General features: G+C 37.2%; 23 protein-coding genes and 1 other annotated feature. Of the genes, 14 read left to right on the top strand and 9 right to left on the bottom strand.

All coding sequences use genetic code 11. The annotated features are described in order from the left end of the window. Positions 1–3: 3 nt before the first annotated feature. Positions 4–537 (bottom strand): phosphatase PAP2 family protein, encoded by a 534-nt coding sequence (locus BAQ46_RS28970; protein WP_000868600.1) that lies wholly within the window; start codon positions 535–537, stop codon positions 4–6. A gap of 143 nt (positions 538–680) precedes the next feature. Beyond that, positions 681–1,193 (bottom strand): gamma carbonic anhydrase, encoded by a 513-nt coding sequence (locus tag BAQ46_RS28975; protein WP_000640211.1) that lies wholly within the window; start codon positions 1,191–1,193, stop codon positions 681–683. Between the two features lie 74 nt (positions 1,194–1,267). On the opposite strand from BAQ46_RS28975, the gene BAQ46_RS28980 reads away from it, so the two are divergent. Genes BAQ46_RS28980 through BAQ46_RS28990 form a run of 3 tightly spaced genes read left to right on the top strand, consistent with a single transcriptional unit; the run spans position 1,268 to position 3,449 of the window. After that, positions 1,268–2,071, top strand: coding sequence for an alpha/beta hydrolase (locus tag BAQ46_RS28980; protein WP_000267442.1), 804 nt, complete (start codon positions 1,268–1,270; stop codon positions 2,069–2,071). 37 nt (positions 2,072–2,108) lie between these two features. Continuing rightward, on the top strand, positions 2,109–3,173 hold the full coding sequence (locus BAQ46_RS28985; protein WP_001102457.1) for a tetraprenyl-beta-curcumene synthase family protein: 1,065 nt from the start codon (positions 2,109–2,111) through the stop codon (positions 3,171–3,173). 42 nt (positions 3,174–3,215) lie between these two features. Continuing rightward, the gene (locus tag BAQ46_RS28990) at positions 3,216–3,449 is read left to right on the top strand and encodes a hypothetical protein (protein ID WP_001998481.1); all 234 of its coding nucleotides are present in this window, start codon (positions 3,216–3,218) and stop codon (positions 3,447–3,449) included. A 36-nt stretch (positions 3,450–3,485) separates the two neighbouring features. On the opposite strand, the gene BAQ46_RS28995 is transcribed toward BAQ46_RS28990, so the two are convergent. The 7 genes from BAQ46_RS28995 to mnmL all read right to left on the bottom strand — a co-directional run bounded on the left by BAQ46_RS28995 (position 3,486) and on the right by mnmL (position 9,380). After that, complete coding sequence (locus tag BAQ46_RS28995; RefSeq protein WP_071743426.1) at positions 3,486–4,787, bottom strand: PepSY-associated TM helix domain-containing protein; 1,302 nt, start codon at positions 4,785–4,787, stop codon at positions 3,486–3,488. 113 nt (positions 4,788–4,900) lie between these two features. Beyond that, positions 4,901–5,425: a hypothetical protein gene (locus tag BAQ46_RS29000; protein ID WP_071743428.1), complete on the bottom strand. Its 525-nt coding sequence runs from the start codon at positions 5,423–5,425 to the stop codon at positions 4,901–4,903. Then, the gene (locus BAQ46_RS29005; protein ID WP_071743429.1) at positions 5,422–6,096 is read right to left on the bottom strand and encodes an aspartate/glutamate racemase family protein; all 675 of its coding nucleotides are present in this window, start codon (positions 6,094–6,096) and stop codon (positions 5,422–5,424) included. The genes BAQ46_RS29000 and BAQ46_RS29005 overlap by 4 nt, the downstream gene beginning before the upstream one ends. Positions 6,097–6,120: 24 nt before the next feature. After that, entirely contained in the window at positions 6,121–6,801 is a 681-nt protein-coding gene (locus tag BAQ46_RS29010) for a hypothetical protein (RefSeq protein ID WP_044790851.1), read from the bottom strand. An 18-nt stretch (positions 6,802–6,819) separates the two neighbouring features. Further along, entirely contained in the window at positions 6,820–7,653 is an 834-nt protein-coding gene (locus BAQ46_RS29015) for an ABC transporter ATP-binding protein (RefSeq protein WP_000959708.1), read from the bottom strand. Positions 7,654–7,851: 198 nt separating this feature from the next. Next, on the bottom strand, positions 7,852–8,424 hold the full coding sequence (gene mnmM, locus BAQ46_RS29020) for a tRNA 5-(aminomethyl)-2-thiouridylate-methyltransferase MnmM (RefSeq protein ID WP_000764489.1): 573 nt from the start codon (positions 8,422–8,424) through the stop codon (positions 7,852–7,854). Further along, a complete protein-coding gene (gene mnmL / locus BAQ46_RS29025) occupies positions 8,421–9,380 on the bottom strand; it encodes a tRNA modification radical SAM protein MnmL/YtqA (protein ID WP_061536613.1) in 960 nt (319 codons plus the stop codon). The genes mnmM and mnmL overlap by 4 nt, the downstream gene beginning before the upstream one ends. A gap of 111 nt (positions 9,381–9,491) precedes the next feature. Here mnmL and BAQ46_RS29030 point away from each other — a divergent pair, with 111 nt between their 5' ends. From BAQ46_RS29030 to BAQ46_RS29080, 11 genes are all read left to right on the top strand, one after another. Next, positions 9,492–9,755 carry a YtzC family protein gene (locus tag BAQ46_RS29030; protein WP_000840869.1) on the top strand — a complete coding sequence of 88 codons (264 nt, stop codon included), beginning with the start codon at positions 9,492–9,494 and terminating at the stop codon, positions 9,753–9,755. A 15-nt stretch (positions 9,756–9,770) separates the two neighbouring features. Continuing rightward, positions 9,771–9,920, top strand: coding sequence for a hypothetical protein (locus BAQ46_RS29035; protein ID WP_001129345.1), 150 nt, complete (start codon positions 9,771–9,773; stop codon positions 9,918–9,920). A gap of 136 nt (positions 9,921–10,056) precedes the next feature. Continuing rightward, positions 10,057–11,079 (top strand): DUF418 domain-containing protein, encoded by a 1,023-nt coding sequence (locus BAQ46_RS29040; RefSeq protein ID WP_071743431.1) that lies wholly within the window; start codon positions 10,057–10,059, stop codon positions 11,077–11,079. Between the two features lie 337 nt (positions 11,080–11,416). Continuing rightward, a complete protein-coding gene (locus tag BAQ46_RS29045; protein ID WP_000165846.1) occupies positions 11,417–12,178 on the top strand; it encodes an ABC transporter ATP-binding protein in 762 nt (253 codons plus the stop codon). An 18-nt stretch (positions 12,179–12,196) separates the two neighbouring features. Then, on the top strand, positions 12,197–14,056 hold the full coding sequence (locus tag BAQ46_RS29050; RefSeq protein WP_071743433.1) for an FtsX-like permease family protein: 1,860 nt from the start codon (positions 12,197–12,199) through the stop codon (positions 14,054–14,056). Between the two features lie 330 nt (positions 14,057–14,386). Beyond that, positions 14,387–14,953, top strand: a complete 567-nt coding sequence (locus BAQ46_RS29055) for a tyrosine-type recombinase/integrase (RefSeq protein WP_000454218.1) — start codon at positions 14,387–14,389, stop codon at positions 14,951–14,953. A gap of 33 nt (positions 14,954–14,986) precedes the next feature. Next, positions 14,987–15,484, top strand: a complete 498-nt coding sequence (locus BAQ46_RS29060) for a cation:proton antiporter regulatory subunit (RefSeq protein ID WP_001026041.1) — start codon at positions 14,987–14,989, stop codon at positions 15,482–15,484. Between the two features lie 3 nt (positions 15,485–15,487). Continuing rightward, positions 15,488–16,711, top strand: a complete 1,224-nt coding sequence (locus tag BAQ46_RS29065; RefSeq protein WP_000380205.1) for a cation:proton antiporter — start codon at positions 15,488–15,490, stop codon at positions 16,709–16,711. A 305-nt stretch (positions 16,712–17,016) separates the two neighbouring features. Continuing rightward, positions 17,017–18,210 (top strand): MDR family MFS transporter, encoded by a 1,194-nt coding sequence (locus BAQ46_RS29070; RefSeq protein ID WP_001137564.1) that lies wholly within the window; start codon positions 17,017–17,019, stop codon positions 18,208–18,210. A gap of 188 nt (positions 18,211–18,398) precedes the next feature. Continuing rightward, positions 18,399–18,618, top strand: a binding site (T-box leader). 65 nt (positions 18,619–18,683) lie between these two features. Further along, on the top strand, positions 18,684–21,092 hold the full coding sequence (leuS, locus tag BAQ46_RS29075) for a leucine--tRNA ligase (RefSeq protein ID WP_000009457.1): 2,409 nt from the start codon (positions 18,684–18,686) through the stop codon (positions 21,090–21,092). Positions 21,093–21,295: 203 nt separating this feature from the next. Then, positions 21,296–22,030: hypothetical protein (locus BAQ46_RS29080; RefSeq protein ID WP_071743439.1), on the top strand; the 735-nt coding region annotated here is incomplete at its 3' end.

A 22,030-nucleotide genomic window follows, 5' to 3' on the forward strand; every position in this document is an offset into this window, starting at 1 on the left:
CCTTTATGTGAAAAGTGGGATGAATTGATAAAAAGAGATGATGCCAGAGCAAGTGCCGAGGCACATACCGACGAATACATCAGATGGATAGTGAAGCCCTAAATAAATGCGAGAAATACCGACGCATAATGCTAACGGTAATAGGAAAATAAGTAAGCTTGGATTATAGCAAATAAATGGAATAAAGACAGAGAAAACGGCTGTTGTATGACCAGACGGGAAAGAGTGGTCTTGTAATGGATGGACTGGATATTTTGCATCCTGAATTGTTAAATAAGGACGTTTTCGTGGATACCATCTTTTTAATATTTGCACAGGAATATGGCTAATTGCTAGCGAAATAGCAGTTGCAATTGCAGCTTGATGCAAAGTTCCACTTGCGAAAATTAAAAAGAACAGTGTGAGTGCGATAGAGAAAGTCGCGCCACCGATATGAGTAATATTGCTGAAAAAGAGATTTAACGTTTTTTGATCAAAGTAGCGGTTAATTCCTCTGAAAATGTAACATTCTATTTTATATAATCCACTGACCTTCATGAAAATTCTCCTCCCTCATCTACATATATATGGAGATATTAGCTTTTATTTTAATAAGATTTTGTTGAGGGAGTAATAATGTTTTGTAAAGAAAAAGTTAGATTTTATATAAAAAAACTGCCAGTATTATGGCAGCTGTAAAATCATTTTTGTAGTGATTTATAATATTGGCCTTTTTCAACGTATTGCGTGCGAATTCGCTCCATGTCTTTACGGTCTTCTTCTGTTAACTCACGAACGACTTTCGCTGGACGACCGAAAGCTAATGTATTCGGCGGGATTTTCTTTCCTTGTGAAACGAGGCTTCCAGCACCGATAAAGGCTCCTTCGCCAATTTCAGCACCATCTAATATAATAGATCCCATTCCAATTAAAGCATCTTTCTTAATATGGCAGCTATGTAAAATCACTTGATGCCCAATTGTTACGTCATCTTCTAAAATAAGAGGATATTGCGGGCTTTGGTGGAGTGTACATTGGTCTTGTACATTTACTCGGTCTCCAATAATTGTCGGTGACACATCACCACGTATGACTGTATTAAACCAAATACTTGATTCCTCGCCAATTGTCACATCACCAGTAATGGTTACGTAGTCAGCGATAAAAGCACTACTCGCAATTTTCGGATTTTTTTCTTTGTAAGGATATATCATGTAAAGCCTTCCTTTCCTAGAGACTAGTTTCAGTGTATCAAATTATGAGAAAGAGTGAAATGGAGGAGAGCCGTATGTGGAATTATGAAGCTGAGCAAGCAAAGGCTGTCATCGTTATTGTGCACGGCGCAATGGAATATCACGGACGTTATGAAGCTGTTGCGGAAATGTGGAATCATATCGGCTATCACGTCGTGATGGGGGACCTTCCGTCACATGGAACGACTTCAAGAAATAGAGGACATATTGATTCGTTTGATGAATACATAGAGGAAGTTAAATTATGGGTGAAAGAGGCAAGAAAGTATCGATTACCTATTTTTCTATTTGGTCATAGTATGGGTGGTCTTATCGTCATTCGTATGATGCAAGAGACGAAGAGAGAAGATGTAGACGGCATTATTTTAAGTTCGCCATGTTTAGGTGTATTAGCTGGACCTTCTGCACCGCTTCAAGCTGCCTCAAAAATATTAAATATTATCGCTCCGAAGTTACAATTTGCAACGAATCTTACAGTGGAAATGTCAACGCGTAATCATGAGGTGAGAGATGCGATGGAGAACGATTCATTGTTCTTGCGCAAAGTATCAGTACGTTGGTATAGTGAATTGATTAAGTCTATTGAAATCGCTCATAAAAAAATAGATGATTTTCCAGATGTTCCGCTCTTGCTAATGCAAGCATGTGAGGATAAACTTGTAGATAAAACACGTGTCCGCACTTGGTTTAATAATGTTAAAATAAGTGATAAGGCTTTTAAAGAATGGCCGAATTGTTATCATGAGTTATTAAATGAGTATGAGCGTGATGAAATTTTGAATTATATTCAGTCATTTACTGAAATACGCATCAATAACATAATAGAAACAAATAAGTAAATTATTTGTACATTGAATAGAGGAGATGAAGGAAGAAGTGAACGTACCGAGTAATCCCATAACGCTCATGGCGAAAGTATACCGTGATGTGTTTCCGGTTGTACACCATGAGCTAGCGATGTGGAAAGAGCGTGCCTACCATATTCCGAATGATGAGCTTCATAGTCAGGCAATCGCAAGTATTGAGCATAAAACGTTTCATTGCGAAGGCGGTGGCATTTTAGCACTATTAGCAAATGAACACCGTGAGGAATGTATTCGTTTTATCGTCGCATATCAAACGATTAGTGACTACTTAGATAATTTATGTGATCGCAGTACATCACTTGATCCGAATGATTTTGCCGCACTGCATGAATCTATGTTAATGGCATTATCACCTGAAGTAGAAGGTGGCGGTAATTATTATCGCTATCGTGATGATCAAGATGATGGTGGTTATTTAGATGAACTTGTTGAAACATGCCAAGATGTTTTAAAGAAAACGAAGCACTATGACAAAATTGCTCCTATTCTTCATGAACTTGCTTGTTATTATTGTGATCTGCAAATTCATAAACATGTGAAATTAGAAGAAAGAGAACCAAGATTACAAACATGGTTTGAAGCACATAAAGAAAACTTACCGGAGATGAGTTGGTTTGAATTTTCAGCATGTGCCGGTTCTACGCTTGGAATCTTCTGTCTTGTCGCATATGCCTTTCATGATGAATTACATGATGAAGATATTGCGAAAATTAGACAAGGATATTTTCCTTACGTACAAGGACTTCATATCTTACTTGATTATTTCATTGATCAAGAAGAAGACCGCATCGGCGGGGATTTGAATTTCTGTAGTTATTATGAAAACGAGCAAGTGATATTAGATCGTATGAAACATTTTGTAGAAGAAGCAGAGAAGAGCATTGGTGATTTGCCTCATGCGAAGTTTCATCGTCTCATAAGCCGAGGATTACTTGGTATTTATTTATCAGACCAAAAAGTATCAGCACAAAAGAATATGCACAAAATGGCAAGGCGCATTGTAAAATACGGTGGTCTCACTTCACGATTCTTCTATTGGAACGGGAAGATGTACCGAAAGAAAACGGCGCAGTGATAAAGAAAACCACTCATGTAGAGTGGTTTTTTTTGTTATAATATGGTAAAGGTGGTGACAGAAATGAAGCAATTGTTTCAAAAGCTGTATAACCATATTGAAATAACATTACTCGTGCTACTCTCCATTTCATTTGTAACTGGAATGTATATGATGATGAATAAAGCCGGTGGTCCTACAACGATGGATTATGTAGCTCAAGTTATTATTGTATTGATTATTATAGTAGATATTGTCTTTTTAATAAGTGATAGAAAAAAAGAAAATAGTAAATAAAAAGCATTTGTACAAGGGAGTACAAATGCTTTTTTACTATGAGTGTATTTTTGAAAATACATATATAAGAAGTTCAATCACAAAAATAGCTAAAACAGATAGTCCGAATAAAGGCATGACAGCGCCTAGTATAACCATCATGATAAAGAAAACGATTATGCTTTTCTTATCTCTTTGCTTTGGCGGTGCTGCTAATTTTCCTTTCGGCTTTCTTGCTAGCCACATTTTTACTCCGTAATAAATAAGGAGCAATAAAGATAATGTCGTTAGTAAGCATAATATTTTATTGGGCCATCCGAATAAATGACCTTCGTGAAGCGGGATACCGTAAGTGAACCATTGCGCAAGTAATCCATAATCACGATAGTCCGTTTTGGAAATAAGTTCTCCGCTATATTGATCAAAGTAAGCTGTTATTTCTTCATTTGGTGCAACATGCATACCTGTAATACCAGAACCGCTCGATTTCGAAACAGTAAACACACCTTTTGGATCAGCTGGTAGTGAAATAACATATGGTTTCTTTATTTTAATTCCGTTTCGCAATTCATCGACAGAAATTGCTTTTGGCTCATTCGAATTCGATTCAGGAGGTGCTTCTTTTCTAGTTGCCCACGGCAATTCTTTTACCTTCGATTCAGGCGGTGCCATATACAATTTCGGATATCCGAGTGATTCATTTGACGATGCAATTTTATAAATTTGGTTACCCATAAATCCTGACCATGGCAATCCAGATGCAACTAACAAAACGAGAGGAATTGTAAATATAATACCGATAATAGAATGACGTCGTTTTGCTTTCTCTCGCTTATTGGATGCCGGTGTGTTTTTGAATCGGCGTATACTCATGTACAACCCAGTTACAATTAAAAAGATTGTCCAACATGCCGCAAGTTCTACCGTATAGTTGACGATAGTGCCACCAACTAAAAGAGAACTATGTAATTCCCTCATAATATTGGCAAACGTTTCACTTGCGTTTTGATCCCCAACAATTTGATTATTGCTATCTAAATACACATATTTTTGTTGCCCAGTATACTCATTTGCAATCGTAAGTCTCGTATTATAATCCCCATTAAACTCACTAATTTTCGCCACACTATAATGTGGATATTTTTTCTCTGTTAAGGAAATAGAATCAGCCATCGAAATAGATTCTGTTTGAGCACTCTTCCCAAAATATAAATCTTTATAGATGAAATCCTCAACCTCTTCCCGAAATAAATACCCAATTCCGCTCAGTGACAACGTAATAAGAAGCGGCGTAATAAAAAGCCCAGCATAAAAATGCCAACGCCAAAAAATGTAATGAAGCGAACGATTTACTTTCATGCTCTTAGTTCCCCTAACCTTCCCTATATGAATAACTACTTATTTAATATAGCGAGATTAAGTGTGATTACTTTGAAAGAATTGTGAAGAAAGTTAAAAGTTTTTAAGTATTTTTATGGGTGAGACATACAATACGCAATGCAAAGCTTAGTTGAATGAATTAGCTCTGCATTTCCTTTTTGTAGCCTAATTTGAAGCGCTTTTTGAAAACAAGTAAGGGCGGTGTGGAAGTCACCTTCATCTAATTTACTTTTTCCGTAATGTTGGTAGAAAAAATCTTCATAAGCGGGTAAGTCTGGCAGTGTTTGTAGAAGTTCGGCAAAGATTGTATTTGCAGCAGAAAAATTTCTTTCCCAATGATATGTATGTGCGAGACGAAGTTTGTTAATAAAGAGCCCTTGGATGTTGTCTGTTTGTGTGTAATATTCAATGGCCTTCTGTAAGTAATACTTACTGTCAGAAAGGTTGCCAGTGATTCGTTCATAAACACCGATTAATCCGCAGTTTTTCCCATATAACGGTCCTTCATGTAAATGCTCTTTCAAAAGTACAATCCCTTGCTTCATTTTAACAAGGGATAAAGGTTTTTCTCTAAGGTTTTCATCAAACGTGTATCCCATTTCAAAAGGTATATTCATTGGGACCCCCTTATATTTTCTACATACATCTTAACAACCGCTTTCGCAAGACATTGAGAGGAATCAACAAAATCCTCAATCGCCACCACATTCAAATCAGTACATGCAATAATTACAGTATCAACTTCCTCTCTCAATTGTAAAACGAGCGCATTCCACAATTCGCGAGCTTCTTCAACTTTTCCACTTTTAATATAAGTAATAATTTGATTAATCATATCCTGCCATTTTTCATGATGAATGTACTCTATATTACGCTTTGCAATCCCATCTTGGTAAATACCAGCTTGAACAGTTGCTTCTGTTGCGAGAAGAGCGACTCTTTTTGCAGTTTCAGGAATCGCTTGTAACGTTTCATCAACTATATTCAAAATAGGAATAGAAAGAGATTGCTGTAATTCTTCAAAATAAAGATGCGCTGTATTGCACGGCATAGCGATAAAGCTTGCGCCAGTACTCTCGAGTTTTTGTGCTCCTTCAATAATCGCTTTTTTCATCGCTTCGTGATCAATAGGGCGATCCATATAAAACGGTGTTGGGCACGAGTAAATCATCATATGAGGAAAGTCCATATCATGCTTTGCTCCGTATATTGTTTGGCACTTTGCTACAACTGTATCGATGAATGGTCCAGTTGATTTTGGCCCCATTCCTGCTAGTATTCCGATCATTATTTCGTCTCCTTTAATATGTAATTAAAAACGTTTTTTGCGAACGATAAAAAGAAATAAGGTAAATAATAAAAATGAATATACGATAGCCCAAGCTGTGAGCCATAGCGTGTGAGTCAGTATATTATATTTGTATTGTCCAAGCATTAGAAAGCTTTCGACAGGTGGTAAAAACCATAGTAACTCTTTTTTAAACCGGATAGATGCAATCGTTATAAGCAATATAAATGTAAGACTAAGCCAAGCGGTGCTTGCTTTTGGAATCATATTTCTAGTAAATAAAGATGCGATTGAAATTCCAAGTATAGAGAAAGACATATGAGCGAGAAATCCGACTAAAAATAAAGAAACTGTCATTTTTTCATTAAACATTTGCAAAATAATTGGGTAGATTACGGATATAAAAGATAAAACAGTACAAATGAGAAGAGCTGTAATATATTTCCCTACATATAGTGCGGAAATATTATTTGTGTGAGAAATCGTAATTTGTTCTTGTACAGGATCTTCCGTATGAAAAATTGTGACCGTAATCCAGGCAGATAATAAATAAAGCGCGAGAGCTGTTTCTAAATATGTCGGTACAATAGGAGTCGGTTTATATGCATATACAAAAAGTAAGCTCATGAAGTACATCGCAATAGGAGGGACGTACTTATACGATTTTGTATAGTCGAGAAAGTGATAACGAATAAGAGCAAACATAATAAACCTTCTTTCGATTTAAAAGTTAGGTTGTAGCAGTGTGATAGATGCTTTTTTATGCAATAAAAACTGAAGCATTTCGTTTGTATATTCTTTTTCAATTTGTAATTGAATAAGGTTTTGATTTGAATTGTGTGCAACGTGTATAAAACCGGATTGTTTTTGTAGTTCTATCGCTGAAAATGTTTCGTGAACAATTGCTTCAATATAGACTTGTTCTGCTCCTTTTTGTGCAGAGATATTTTCTGTGATTGTATGATTTGCTAACGTCACAATTCTATCAGCGAAGTTTTCTAGTAGCTGTTTTTCGTGACATGTGAAGAGTATAGATATACCTTGTTGTTTTAATGAGAGTAAAATATGTTCTAATTCTTGCTGAGAGTTAGGATCGAGCCCAGAAAGCGGTTCGTCTAAAATTAATAAATGTACGTCCGTAAGTAACGCTTGCATAATACCGGTTTTTTGTTTCATACCTTTTGAAAAGTTTCGTATAACGGAATGCCTTGCATGAAGTAAATGAAACCTTTCAAGAAGCAGCGGAATTTTATCTTTTACATATTTTGTTGATAAACCGTGAATGCGGCCGAGATGAAATAGATAATCCTCTAATGTAAAACGAATCCCTTCAGGAAAATGTTCAGGTACATAGCCGATTTGTATATGTTCTTTCCTTTGAATTGTCCCTGCCGTATGTGAAATAAAGCCTGCAATTATTTTGAGTAGAGTACTTTTTCCAGTCCCGTTCCCGCCAATAATGGCGAGTGCTTCTCCTTCTGGAATGGATAAATCAATGTTGTCTAGTATAAGTGATTTGCCATACTTCTTTTGAATTCCCTTTAGTTCTACTAGCAAAGTTCTATCCTTCTTTCTTTAAATAGTGTATATATCCATTATATAGGAGAATAACAAAAAGACGTGCAGTGAGTGCACGTCTTTTTTTGTTATGTTTTGTCGATAAGTCGATATAGTGTGTCGAATCGTCGATATATCGAAAAAATCGTTGATATATTCGAAGTTACGATAGATATAATTGAAAAATCGTCGATATATTTATCGCTTCTCAATCGCTACAATAAATGGCGGGTTATTTTGTTGGTTAATGAAGCCGTAGCGCAGTACGTGTGCTTGTTTTTGGTCTAATTCTTCGGCAAATTTGAGAACAGCGTCCCGTTCCACTTGTCCTTCTGGATGTCCGTGGTAAATAACAAGGACGATGATTCCTTCAGGTGCCATTACTTCTAGTAATTGTTCGATCGCTGAAATTGTTGAGTTCGGTTTTGTAACGATATGTTTGTCTCCGCCTGGAAGGTAACCTAAGTTGAAAATTGCGCCTGTTACTTTTCCTTTTGCATCTTCTGGTAATACGGATAGAAGTGTATCGTGACTATCGTGAACTAAAACAGTACGTTCGAAAAGTTCTTTTTCTTTTAAACGAGTTGTTGAGCTTTCAATTGCCTCTTTTTGAATATCAAATCCAAATACTTTTCCGTTATCGCCAACGATTTCAGCTAGGAAGCATGTGTCATGCCCGTTTCCTAAAGTTGCATCTACAGCGTAATCGCCTTCTTTTACTGCCGTTTGCAAGAGAGTGCGAGCAAACGGTAATACACGTTCTAATTTCATTTTTGTTTCTCCTCATTTGCATATTTTCCTTGCCAGCTTCCGCGGCGTACAAATTCTGCATCGATGGAATTTAATACTTCCCATTTATTTAAGCTCCACATTGGACCAATCATTAAATCAGGTGGACCGTCACCTGTGATGCGGTGCACAATTACGTCCTCTGGAATGATTTCAAGTTGATCAACAACGAGACTTACGTAATCCTCAAGAGAAAGGAACTCGAGTTGTCCTTTTTCATATTGCTTCACCATTGGCGTTCCTTTTAGTAAGTGAAGTAAGTGGATTTTAATTCCTTGTACGTCAAGCTTTGCTACTTCACGAGCTGTTTCCATCATCATGTCGTAATCTTCAAGTGGAAGGCCGTTAATAATATGAGAGCAAACTCGAATACCATGCTTACGTAATTTATTTACGCCTTCCACATAAGACGGATAATCGTGAGCGCGGTTAATAAGGTTTGCAGTTCGTTCATGAACAGTTTGTAGTCCGAGTTCAACCCAAAGATATGTGCGTTTATTTAAGTCCGCTAAATATGCAACGACATCGTCTGGTAAACAATCTGGACGAGTTGCGATAGAAAGACCGACAACGTCTTTTTCAGCTAGAAGCGGTTCGAATTTTTCTTTTAATACTTCAAGTGGTGCATGTGTATTTGTGTAAGCCTGAAAATAAGCGATACATTTTCCATCTTTCCACTTTGAGTGCATTTTTTCTTTCATTTCATGATATTGCGTTATAACATCATCGCGGCGATCGCCAGCGAAGTCACCAGATCCAGCAGCACTGCAAAATGTACAACCGCCATAAGCAACTGTACCGTCACGGTTCGGACAATCGAAGCCAGCATCTAATGAAACTTTAAAGATTTTTTCACCAAATTCATTTCGTAAATGGTAATTCCATGTATGATAACGTTTATTGTCGTTTGTATATGGAAAAGGGTTTTGAACCTTCATTACTTTCCCTCCTAAGCCGAGTCAAAATGAAACAAAATCCATTATAACATACTCATAAGGTTCATATGGAAGGGACACACTAAAGGGGAATTGAAGCAAGGAGGGACAATTATGGCAGAGCGTCAATCACTTGAATCGTATATTACACAAGCAGAACAAGCGGTGGAATATGCGAAAGAACAATTAGACCAAGGCATGAGACAAGAGCATTACAATACGATGGAGTATTCGGATGCGCAGTTACAATTAGAACAAGCATATAACGATTTACAAACGATGCAACAACATGCGAATGATGAGCAACGTGAGCAATTAAATAGAGCACGTATGGCAATTCGCCAATTGCAACATCAAATGATTATTACACCGCACTAATAAGGAGTGAATGTAATGGCGAAACGTTCAGATCAAAATAACCCAGAGCAAAAAACGCAAAATGGACATAACGCTGAGTTTTCGAATGAGCTTGATCCAGTTGTTCAAGTGAAACAGCGTAACAGTAAAAAAGGACAACCTCAAAGATCGAAACAATCAGAGTAGACCAGGTCGCAATATGACCTGGTTTTATTTTGTTATATGACAATAATGTAAGATTACTGTAAGGTTTGTCGATAGTTGTAAGAATACATTTCCAGTAGAGTAGGGGAGGATTAAATTTTATACAAGGAGTTGCTTTATGGGGAACAATATGACAAACAAACGAATTGATGAGTTAGATTACATTCGTGGCTTCGCATTACTGGGGATTATTTTAGTAAATATTCTTGCACTACTTAACATTAAAATCCCAGATCCTAATACAGTGGATGCTAGTTATCAAAGGTTTTTATACTTATTTGTAGAAGGTCGTTTCTTCTCAATCTTCTCATTCTTATTTGGAGTGGGATTCTATATCTTTATCTCTAGAGCAATTGCAAAGGGCAAAAATGGATATGTTTTATTTTTACGCCGCTTAGTTGCACTATTTATTTTCGGTTTGATTCATCAAATGTTTCAATCTGGAGAAGCATTAACGTTATATGCAATTTGCGGGTTGATCGCTTTACCATTTTATAAAGTGAAAAAACAAGTGAACTTAGTTATTGGTCTTATTTTAACAATTGCCTTTAGCGTAATGGGTGCTAAGGAACTATTGCCACTTGGCTTAATTTTATTAGGGCTTGCTGCAGGGCAATATCGTGCATTTGAAAATCTTGCGCAAAATATAAAGAAAGTCGCTATTTTTACAGGTGTTATGTTTGTTTTAAGTGTCGTAGCTGTATGGTATCAATACGGGCACGTGCCTGCTGATCCATTTGTAAATATGATACTAATGAATGAGGACGGAACAATGGATGCTGCAAGCCAATTTTTAAAAATTGGTGTTACAGTTGGCCCAATTATTTCAGCTTTCTATGTTGGAGCATTAATTTTACTACTTCAATTAAAACTAGTTCAAACATTGTTAGCGCCACTGAAATATTATGGTCGTATGGCTTTAACGAATTATATTGGACAAACTGCAATGATTTTAATCGCAGGAAGTGTATGTAACTTTGCGGGAAATTTAACTTACATGCAGACGTTATATGTGTGTATTGTAATTTATGCAATTCAAATTGTGTTTAGTGTGATTTGGATGAAAATCTTTAAAATGGGTCCATTAGAATGGATTTGGCGTGTTATTACGTATTGGACGGTAACACCTTTAAAGAAATAAAGAGAGAAGTGGGCTGTTCCTTTTGTGGAGCAGCTTATTTTATTGTCAGCTTTTGTCGATAAGTCGATATATTTTGAAAATCGCTGATAAAAGTGGGAGAATCGCCGATATATTAAAAAAATCGCTGATAAAAGTAGGAGAATCGTCGATATATTTGAAAAATCGCCGATATAATTTCAGTTACCGATTCACTATTTCACTAGTATTAATAGCCAAGCTTACAAACACACCTTTTTTATCTTACAAAAGTGTAAGGTAATTGTAATGTTAACAAATAGCAGTTCAGCTCCAAAAGGCGCAAAATAGGTAATGGAAAAACAAGCGTAGGAGGATATATATGACGAAACCAGTTGTAGACGTGAAAAACGTTCAAAAAGTGTACGGTAAAAAAGGTGAGAATCAATCACACGCATTAAAAGGTGTATCATTCTCAATTCAAGAGGGTGAGTTTGTTGGGATTATGGGACCATCTGGTTCTGGTAAAACGACATTATTAAATGTAATTTCAACGCTAGATAAAGCAACGGGCGGCGTTGTTGAAATTGCGGGAACGGATATTACAAAAATGAAGCAAGGTGAGCTTTCAGATTTCCGTTCACAAAAGTTAGGATTCATCTTCCAAGATTTTAACTTATTAGAGAATTTATCTATTTACGAAAACATTGCACTTCCATTATCTCTTCAAGGTGTCTCATCACGAAATATTGGACCAAAAGTAGAAAAGGTAGCAGATATGTTAGGCATTTCGGCAATACTTCAAAAGTATCCATCTGAAGTATCTGGTGGACAAAAGCAACGTTCAGCAGCGGCGCGTGCATTAGTGCATGAACCTGCAATTATTTTAGGGGACGAGCCAACAGGGGCGCTTGATTCTAAAAATGCAACGAGTTTACTTGATGCGATGACAAACTTAAATAAAGATCAAGGCGTATCTATTATGATGGTTACACATGATCCTTACAGTGCAAGTTACTGTCAGCGTATTTTATTCATTCAAGATGGTGAGCTATATAAAGAAATTCACCGAGGCGGTACACGTGAAGAGTTTTATAAAGAGATTTTAGATGTGCTAGCAGACTTAGGCACACAAAAAGCGTAAGAAAGGAGGTTCTAAGGCATGTTATTCAAACTTTCCATGTCAGGACTAAAAAGTAAGCTGAAAGATTATATCGTCTTACTTGTTGGTCTTGTCATGTCGATTTCAATTTTTTATATGTTCCAAACGTTAGCACTAAATAAGGCGTTTATTGAATCCAACTCAGTTATTCAATCAATTGGATTTGTATTCCAAGCAGGTTCATTTTTACTTGCTATTATAACGTTCTTCTATATTTTATATGCGAACTCTTTCTTATTATCTCTTCGTCAAAAAGAGTTTGGTATGTATATGATGTTAGGAGCAAAAAAGCATAAAGTTACATTACTTATGTTTATCGAAACAATCGTATTAGGCGCTGCGTCTCTTGCGATCGGTATTACAGTTGGTGTAGGACTTGCAGAAGGTATCGGACAGTTGTTAATGAAACAATTAGAGTTTGCTGGTGAAGGCTATAAAGCATTTTACCTTCCATCAATGACCGTTACTTGCATTTTCTTCTTAGCACTATTTGTATTATCAGCAATTATGAATAGTATTAAGTTATCACGTATTTCTGTACTGCAACTTGTACATGCAGATGCACAAACAGAACGTGTTGCGGTAAAAGGAAAAATGACAGGTGTAGTTGCATTCCTAGCGGTTATTTTATTAGGCATTGGCTATGCATCGATGATTTACATGGAAAAACTAAGAGAAATGGGAATCCTTATTGCATTAGTGACAACAACAGCTGGTACTTACATGTTATTTGGATCACTTCTTCCTGTTATTATTAAAAAGTTAAAAAGTAATAAAAAGCGTAGTGAAAAAGGGCTTAACGCTTTTACATTTGCACAATTAAACTTCCGTATTAATAGCTTAACAAAGGTACTTGCAACAGTAGCGATGTTAGTTGCGCTTGGAGCCGGTGCCATTTCAGGTGGTATGGCGTTTAAAAATAACGTTATAAAAATGGTTGATGGTTTCGTAATATATGATTCAGTAGTTCATAATCCAACTGCTGAAGAAAAGAAAATTTTAGACGATATTACATTTAAAGAGAAAAGCGAATATCGTTACAAAGTCGATGATAAATACGTTTACTATGTAAAAGAAGATTTAGAGAAAAATCGTCCTTTAGTAAAAGATATGTCAAATATCAAATCAATGAAGGATATAGTGAACACGAAAAAAGTTTCAGAGGAACTACCAGTGGGTGCAGTTTCTAGAGAAATGAATGAAAAAGGTGCGAGTGCTAAAGAACTTCCACAAGAATGGGACGAGGCTTTCAGAACAATCGAGCCATTCTACGTACATGAAGATCATGCAATTAAAATTGTAGATCAAAAAATGTACGATACTGTAAATGGTAAAGAAGGAATTGTATTTACTGGAAAAACAGATGATTTTGAAGCACATAAAAAAGAATGGAAAAAACTTGACGAGTTGCAGCTAGATAAATATAAAAATGTAAAAGCTGAAAGATTAGATAGTAAATATCAAGCTTACGACATGTTCTATGGCGTTGCGAGCGGAACAGTGTTTATGGGATTCTTCCTTGGAATTGCTTTCTTAGCAATGATGGCAAGTTGTTTAATGTTCAAAATTCTTTCTGGTGCATCAAAAGATATTACACGTTATCAAATGCTTCGTAAAATCGGGGTGCGCCGTGAATTATTAACGAAATCCATTTATAAAGAGTTATTCTTAGTCTTCTTATTCCCAGCAATTGTAGGTATTGCTCACGTATTAGTTGGTATGAATATTTTCGGATTTATTTTAATCGATCCGTACTTCCGTATTTGGGTACCAATCGTAATTTTCGTAGTTATTTATGCGATTTATTACTTCATTACAGTTCAATTGTATAAAGGAATTGTTCTTCCGAAAGAAGATTAATAAAAACCGAGCGAAATTGCTCGGTTTTTATTATTTTCAGAAAAAAACACTTTAATGTTACTGAAATATATAATATAATGCAAATAAGTAACATAATATAAAAGTAGAAGCAGCTGGATAAGGAAAGGAGGAATCCGATCTGTAGAAAGAGGCTGAACTTGTATCCCCCTATTATTCCTACCCCTACTGTATTTGCACAATTATAAATTTCCAAACCTAAAAGTATATTGTAAAAATAATGGATAATACATGGAAATCTCATAGCGTGATAAGGTAAAATGGACAACATGATGAGAAAATTACCGTTCATAAGATGAGGAGAATACATGTATGGAAGTTGTAGAGGCATTAAAAGATATAAGCCAAATTGAGGCGATGAAAAAGTATTTAAAAGAGCACTCACAGCGAGATTATCTTTTATTTGTTATTGGAATTAACACAGGATTAAAGATTACTGAGCTACTTAGTATGAAATTTGAAGAGGTATTAAATGAAGATGGAACTGTTAAAGAGTTTTATTCTCTTCCTGTGAAAGATGAAAAGTTTAAACAAGATATTTATTTAAATACAAAAGTAAAAGAAGCACTTTTAGAGTACGTACAATCTATTGATGTGAAAAGAGAAAACTACGTATTTCAATCTAATAAAACGAAAAATTCAATTACACGTCAACAAGCGTATCGTGTCATTCATAATGCTGCTGAAGCGGTTGGGATTGTTGGTAAAATCGGAACAAACTCAATGAGAAAAACGTTTGGATTTCATGCATACAAAAGAGGGATAGCGATTGCACTATTGCAAAAGCATTTTCATCACGCGACACCTTCAGAGACGCTCAAGTATTTAGGAATCTCAAAAGATGAAGAATTTAAAACCGAGATTGATGTTGATTTGTAAAAGCCGTAACTAAAAACTTTAGGAGGCGGGAATATGAATATTCGAGAGAGTGAATTACCGGGCATTGGATGTAAGTTTGAAGTAATTACAAAAGGTAATGAAAAGCTGGTTATTGTTATTCACGATGATGGCCGAAGAGAAATGTATCATTTTGATGCAGATCATGATGAAAGTATTTCAAGTATTTCTCTTCGTGATTCTGAAGCGAGACAAATTGCGGCTATATTAGGCGGAATGGTATATAGACCGCAAGCTTTAGACACAATTGAGATGGCTTTTGAAGGACTATCAATTGAATGGTTTAAGGTGGAAAATAACGCACCAGTCGTACAAAAAACAATTGGTAGCTTACATGTCAGAAAAACATATAACGTAACGATTATTGCTATTTTAAAAAAGAATATGAAGAAATTCTTTAATCCAGGACCAGACTCTATTATTGAAGCTGGCGATATGCTTGTGTTATCGGGCGCGAGACATGAAGTGAAAAGAATTATTAATGAATTGCTTTCAGCAGGAGGTGATTCATAATCGATGGATACTTTAATCTTTGAAGTTGGAACTGCGTTAGTATTAGTAGCTTTTGCAGCTATCCTCGCTGCAAAGTTAAAGTTTTCGATTATTCCGTTTCTCATTATACTCGGTATGTTAGTGGGGCCTCATGCCCCAGATCTAGGACTTATCGATTTAAGGTTTATTGAAAGCGGAGAAGTTATTTCCTTCCTCGGCCGTGTTGGCGTCATATTCCTCCTATTCTATTTAGGCTTAGAATTCTCAATAAAAAAATTAATTAAATCAGGAAAGTCGATTGCTTTTGGGGGGACTGTTCACATATCACTTAATTTCTTATTAGGTTTGCTTTATGGATATGTGGTGGGATTCCCCTTATTAGAGACGTTAATTATTGCTGGAATCATTACAATTTCATCAAGTGCAATTGTTGCAAAAGTCATTGTTGATTTAAGAAGATCTGGTAATAAAGAGACGGAGCTGATTTTAGGAATCATTATGTTTGATGATATCTTTTTAGCGGTATATTTATCAGTCGTTTCAGGATTAGTGCTCGGTGGGGCAACATCATTTGTAGGTGCACTTACATCGGTGTTAATCGCAGTAGGGTATATGCTACTATTCTTTGTAATCGCTAGAAAAGCTACGCCGTTTTTAAATAAAATATTAGATATTTCCTCAAATGAAATTTTTATTATCGTAATATTCGCTATTTTATTCTTCGTAGCAGGATTTTCAGAAACGATTCATGTCGCTGAGGCAATTGGAGCGTTATTGTTAGGACTCGTGTTTTCTGAAACAGAGCATAGTGATCGAATTGAGAAACTCGTTGTCCCATTCCGTGATTTCTTTGGAGCCATATTCTTTTTCAGCTTCGGTTTAAGCATAGATCCGTTTTCCCTTGGAGGAGCAGTGTGGTTGGCATTAGGAGCAGTGCTCATTACACTCATCGGTAATTTTACAGCTGGAATGATGGCGGGACGTAAAGCCGGGTTATCGCATAAGGCTTCTACGAATATCGGTTTAACACTTGTATCGCGTGGAGAGTTCTCCATTATTGTTGCTAATATCGGCATTGCGGGTGGCTTAATGGCAGCGATTAAACCGTTCTCTGCTTTATATGTTTTAATATTGGCATCGTTAGGACCGTTATTAACGAAAGAGTCTGGGAGAATATACTCTCTACTAGATAAGGTATTTAAATGGAGTGCGAAAGAACGTGCAAAGCGAGAAAAGGAAGTCGGATAGTATAAAGAGGCTGCATGAACTTCATGCAGCCTCTTTATATAGTGTTGCTGTTGTCGTTTTTTGTCGGTAAGTCGATATATTTTAATAATCGCTGATATATTTCGAGAATCGTCGATATATCTTAATAATCGTCGATATATTTCCAAAATCGCCGATATATTTTCAAACAGCAATCAATATAATTTCATTTACCGACAAACCATTATCTGAATTTCATCAACTATTAATCAGTTGCCTTCCTATTTAAAAACGACTACAATTTTACTGTTATAGATGAACGAAAAAATAGAATAGGAGGGGAGACTATGCCAAGGAAAGTATGGCTATTAGTAGCTGGGATGATTATTAATGTCACAGGTGCTTCTTTTTTATGGCCTTTTAATACAATTTATTTGCATGATCACCTAGGAAAATCTTTATCTGTGGCCGGAATGGTATTAATGATCAATTCGCTTACTGGTGTAATCGGAAACTTGCTCGGCGGTGTTTTATTTGATAAATGGGGCGGTTATAAATCAACTTTAGTAGGGATTGTCATTACACTCGTATCGATTTTAGGTCTTGTGTTCTTCCACGGTTGGCCATTATATGTTGTATGGCTAGCGTTAATCGGTTTTGGTTCTGGAATGGTCTTCCCATCGATGTATGCGATGGTTGGTACGGTTTGGCCAGAGGGCGGAAGACGAGCATTTAATGCGATGTATGTTGGACAAAACGTTGGTATTGCGATCGGAACAGCGTGTGGTGGATTAGTTGCATCGTATCGTTTTGATTATATTTTCTTAGCAAACTTTATTTTATACTTTGTTTTCTTCTTAATTGCTTTTATTGGATTCCGTGGTATGGAAGACAAAAAAGAGCCAGGAGTACAAAAAGAAGTGGAAACGAAAAAAGGTTGGTCGCTTACACCTGGATTCAAAGCACTTCTTATCGTATGTGTAGCATATGCTTTATGCTGGGTTACATACGTACAATGGCAAGGAGCAATTGCAACACATATGCAAGAGTTAAATATTAGTCTTCGTCACTATAGTTTATTATGGACGATAAACGGAGCGATGATCGTTTGTGCACAGCCACTAGTTAGTATGTTAATTCGCTGGATGAAGCGTTCGTTAAAACAACAAATTATGATTGGGATTCTTATTTTTGCAGTGTCATTCATTGTATTAAGTCAAGCGCAGCAATTTACGATGTTCCTCGTTGCGATGGTAACATTAACAATTGGTGAGTTATTCGTATGGCCAGCAGTTCCAACGATTGCAAATATACTTGCGCCAAAAGATAAGTTAGGGTTTTATCAAGGTGTTGTAAATAGTGCGGCGACTGTAGGGAAAATGTTCGGGCCGGTCGTTGGCGGAGCAATTGTGGATTTATACAATATGGAAGTATTGTTTATAGCAATCATGGTAATGCTTGTAGTAGCGCTTATCGCAACGAGTATTTATGATAAACGAGTAAAAGTAGAAGAAACAGTTGAAGAAAAAATTGCAGTTTAGTTTGACGGAACATGTTCACATGTTTTAGAATATATTTAAATAAAACAACCTTTAGAACAAGGGAGATAGCTCGGCTGTCTTAAGACGAATTCGTTAGTTATTAAAAGTAACGATTAACCGAGAAGCCCCGCTTTAAGTAAGCTCTTTAGAGATACGAAGTGGAGGGTAGTTCAAATTAACTCATATGTGTAATAACAGTGAGAAGGAGTAGTAGTAATAGAAGCTGGTTTAGAGAGTTGACGGTCGGTGCAAGTCAATCCACGTTTCGTTATGAACTCGCCTTTGAGTTGCAGTTGTGAAACTAATAGTAGCAATTGCCGTTAATCCACGTTACGGATCTAAGCGAATGTATATTTGTACATTAATTTAGGGTGGTACCGCGGGAATCTATAACCTCTCGTCCCTTTCTAGGGATGAGAGGTTTTTTGTATTTTGGGCGGTGAAAATAAATAGAATTTCAAGGAGGGTATCTCATGAGCTTTAATCATCAAGAAATTGAGAAGAAGTGGCAAGGGTACTGGGAAGAGAATAAAACATTCCGTACGCCAGATGAGACAGAAAAACCAAAATTTTATGCACTAGATATGTTCCCATATCCATCAGGTGCAGGCTTACACGTAGGACATCCAGAAGGTTATACAGCAACAGATATTTTATCTCGTATGAAGCGTATGCAAGGATATAACGTTCTTCATCCAATGGGATGGGATGCATTCGGTCTTCCAGCAGAGCAATATGCACTTGATACTGGAAACAGCCCAGCTGAATTTACAGAGCATAATATTAATACATTCCGTAACCAAATTAAATCATTAGGTTTCTCTTACGATTGGGACCGTGAAGTAAATACAACAGATCCAAACTACTACAAGTGGACACAATGGATCTTCCTAAAACTATTTGAAAAAGGCTTAGCTTACGTTGATGAAGTACCTGTAAACTGGTGCCCAGCACTTGGTACAGTACTTGCAAACGAAGAAATCATTGACGGTAAGAGTGAGCGCGGTGGACATCCAGTTGAGCGTCGTCCGATGAGACAGTGGATGTTAAAAATTACAGCTTACGGAGATCGTCTATTAGAAGATCTAGATGAGCTTGATTGGCCAGAAAGCTTAAAAGATATGCAACGTAACTGGATCGGTCGTTCTGAAGGTGCCGAAGTACACTTCAACATCGATGGTACAGACGAGAAGTTCACAGTTTTCACAACGCGTCCTGATACATTATTTGGTGCAAGCTACTGTGTACTTGCTCCAGAACATGCACTTGTTGCTGACATTACAACTGCTGAACAAAAAGAAGCTGTAGAAGCTTACATTAATTCTGTAAAAATGAAGAGTGATTTAGAGCGTACAGAACTTGCGAAAGAGAAAACTGGTGTATTCACTGGTGCTTACGCAGTTAACCCAGTAAATGGTGAGAAATTACCAATCTGGATCGCTGATTACGTTCTTGCAACTTACGGAACAGGTGCTGTAATGGCAGTTCCAGCTCATGATGAGCGTGACTATGAATTCGCATCAACGTTCAATCTTCCAATGAAGGAAGTTGTAAAAGGCGGAGACATTACGAAAGAAGCATACACAGGTGATGGTGAACACGTAAACTCAGCATTCCTTGATGGTTTAAATAAAGAAGAAGCAATCGCAAAAATGATTGAATGGCTTGAAGTAACGAGCGCAGGAAATCAAAAAGTAACATACCGTCTACGTGACTGGTTATTCAGTCGTCAACGTTACTGGGGTGAGCCAATTCCAGTTATTCACTGGGAAGATGGCACAATGACAGCTGTAAAAGAAGAAGAATTACCATTAGTTCTTCCGAAAACAGACAACATCCGTCCTTCAGGTACAGGTGAATCACCACTTGCTAACATTGACGAGTGGGTAAATGTTGTTGATCCTGAGACTGGTAAAAAAGGTCGTCGTGAAACGAACACAATGCCACAATGGGCTGGTAGCTGCTGGTATTACTTACGTTACATCGATCCAAACAATAGCGAAGCACTTGTAGATCCTGAAAAAGTAAAACAATGGCTTCCAGTTGATATTTATATCGGCGGAGCAGAGCACGCTGTACTTCACTTACTATATGCTCGTTTCTGGCATAAAGTATTATACGATATCGGTGTAGTTCCAACGAAAGAGCCGTTCCAACAATTATTCAACCAAGGTATGATTCTAGGTGAAAACAACGAGAAAATGAGTAAATCAAAAGGTAACGTTGTAAACCCTGATGATATCGTAGCAAGCCACGGTGCAGATACACTTCGTCTATACGAAATGTTCATGGGACCATTAGATGCTTCAATCGCTTGGTCTGAAAATGGTCTTGACGGAGCTCGTCGTTTCCTAGACCGCGTATGGCGCCTATTCGTTCAAGATAACGGTGAATTAAGTGAGAAAATTACTGATGCACCAAATAAAGAGCTTGAAAAAGCTTACCACCAAACAGTGAAGAAAGTAACAGAAGACTATGCAGAGCTTCGCTTCAACACAGCGATTTCTCAAATGATGGTATTCATCAACGATGCATACAAAGCTGAAACGCTTCCGAAAGAATATGTAGAAGGTTTCGTAAAAATGATTGCACCAGTTGCACCTCACATCGGGGAAGAGCTATGGAGCAAACTTGGATACAATGAAACAATCACATATGCAAGCTGGCCAACATTTGATGAGTCTAAACTTGTAGAAGATGAAGTTGAAATCGTTGTTCAAGTTATGGGTAAAGTTCGCGCAAAACTAACAATGAGTAAAGACGCATCAAAAGAAGAAATGGAACAACTTGCACTTGAAGCAATTAAGGACCAAATTGAAGGGAAAACAGTTCGTAAAGTAATTGTAGTTCCTGGAAAACTTGTTAACGTTGTTGCAAACTAATGTATTCTAAATAAAAGCTCAGAGTATTTATGCTCTGAGCTTTTTTGTGTAGAAAATAATTTCTGGATCACCTTAGTCTAAGCTTTCAATTATTCCACTACGTACAAATAAAAGAGCGGAATTCCAATACAGACAAACACCTATTTTCCTATAGGAAATATGATAAAAAAGGTAGGCTAAATTGAGTAGAAGAGGTGAAAGGAATGAAAGGGATGGACAATAATGCACCACATGGCTTTTTCGGAGGTGGATCGGATAGTTATGAACAAATGATGTTAATGGGAGGCGGACAACAAGGATATGGCGGAATTCCGAGCTGGATGGGTGGAACACCTGGAGGTTTTTCAACATCAGTAGCTGGCGTACAAACAGGAATCCCAACATTTGTAGGCGGAGCAGCGGGAGGAGTACCAGTGGGCGTACCAACTACATTCCCATCTTTCGTTGGAGGAGTACAAACAGGATTTCCGGTACCGGGAGTAGGTGTTGTGGCAGGCGGAGTAGGTGGTTATCCACAAGGTTTTTATGGTCACCATGGCCACCACGACGGTCATCATGGACACCATCATCAAGGTCACCATGGCCATCATGGACATCACCACCAAGGTCACCATGGCCATCATGGACATCACCACCAAGGTCACCATGGCCATCATGGACACCATCACCACCAAGGTCACCATGGTCATCATGGACATCATCAACAACAAGGTCACCATGGTCATCATGGACATCATCAACAACAAGTACATCACCACGGACACCATCATATACATCCGCAGGCTGTTCTTTATCAAATTCATCAAGATCACCATGGCCACCACGGCCACCAAGGTCAACATGGTCATCAAGGTCACCACGGTCACCAAGGTCAACATGGCCATCAAGGTCACCACGGCCACCAAGGTCAACATGGCCATCAAGGCCATCACGGCCAC

It is taken from the genome of Bacillus paranthracis, from assembly GCF_001883995.1.
Lineage (GTDB): Bacteria > Bacillota > Bacilli > Bacillales > Bacillaceae_G > Bacillus_A > Bacillus_A paranthracis.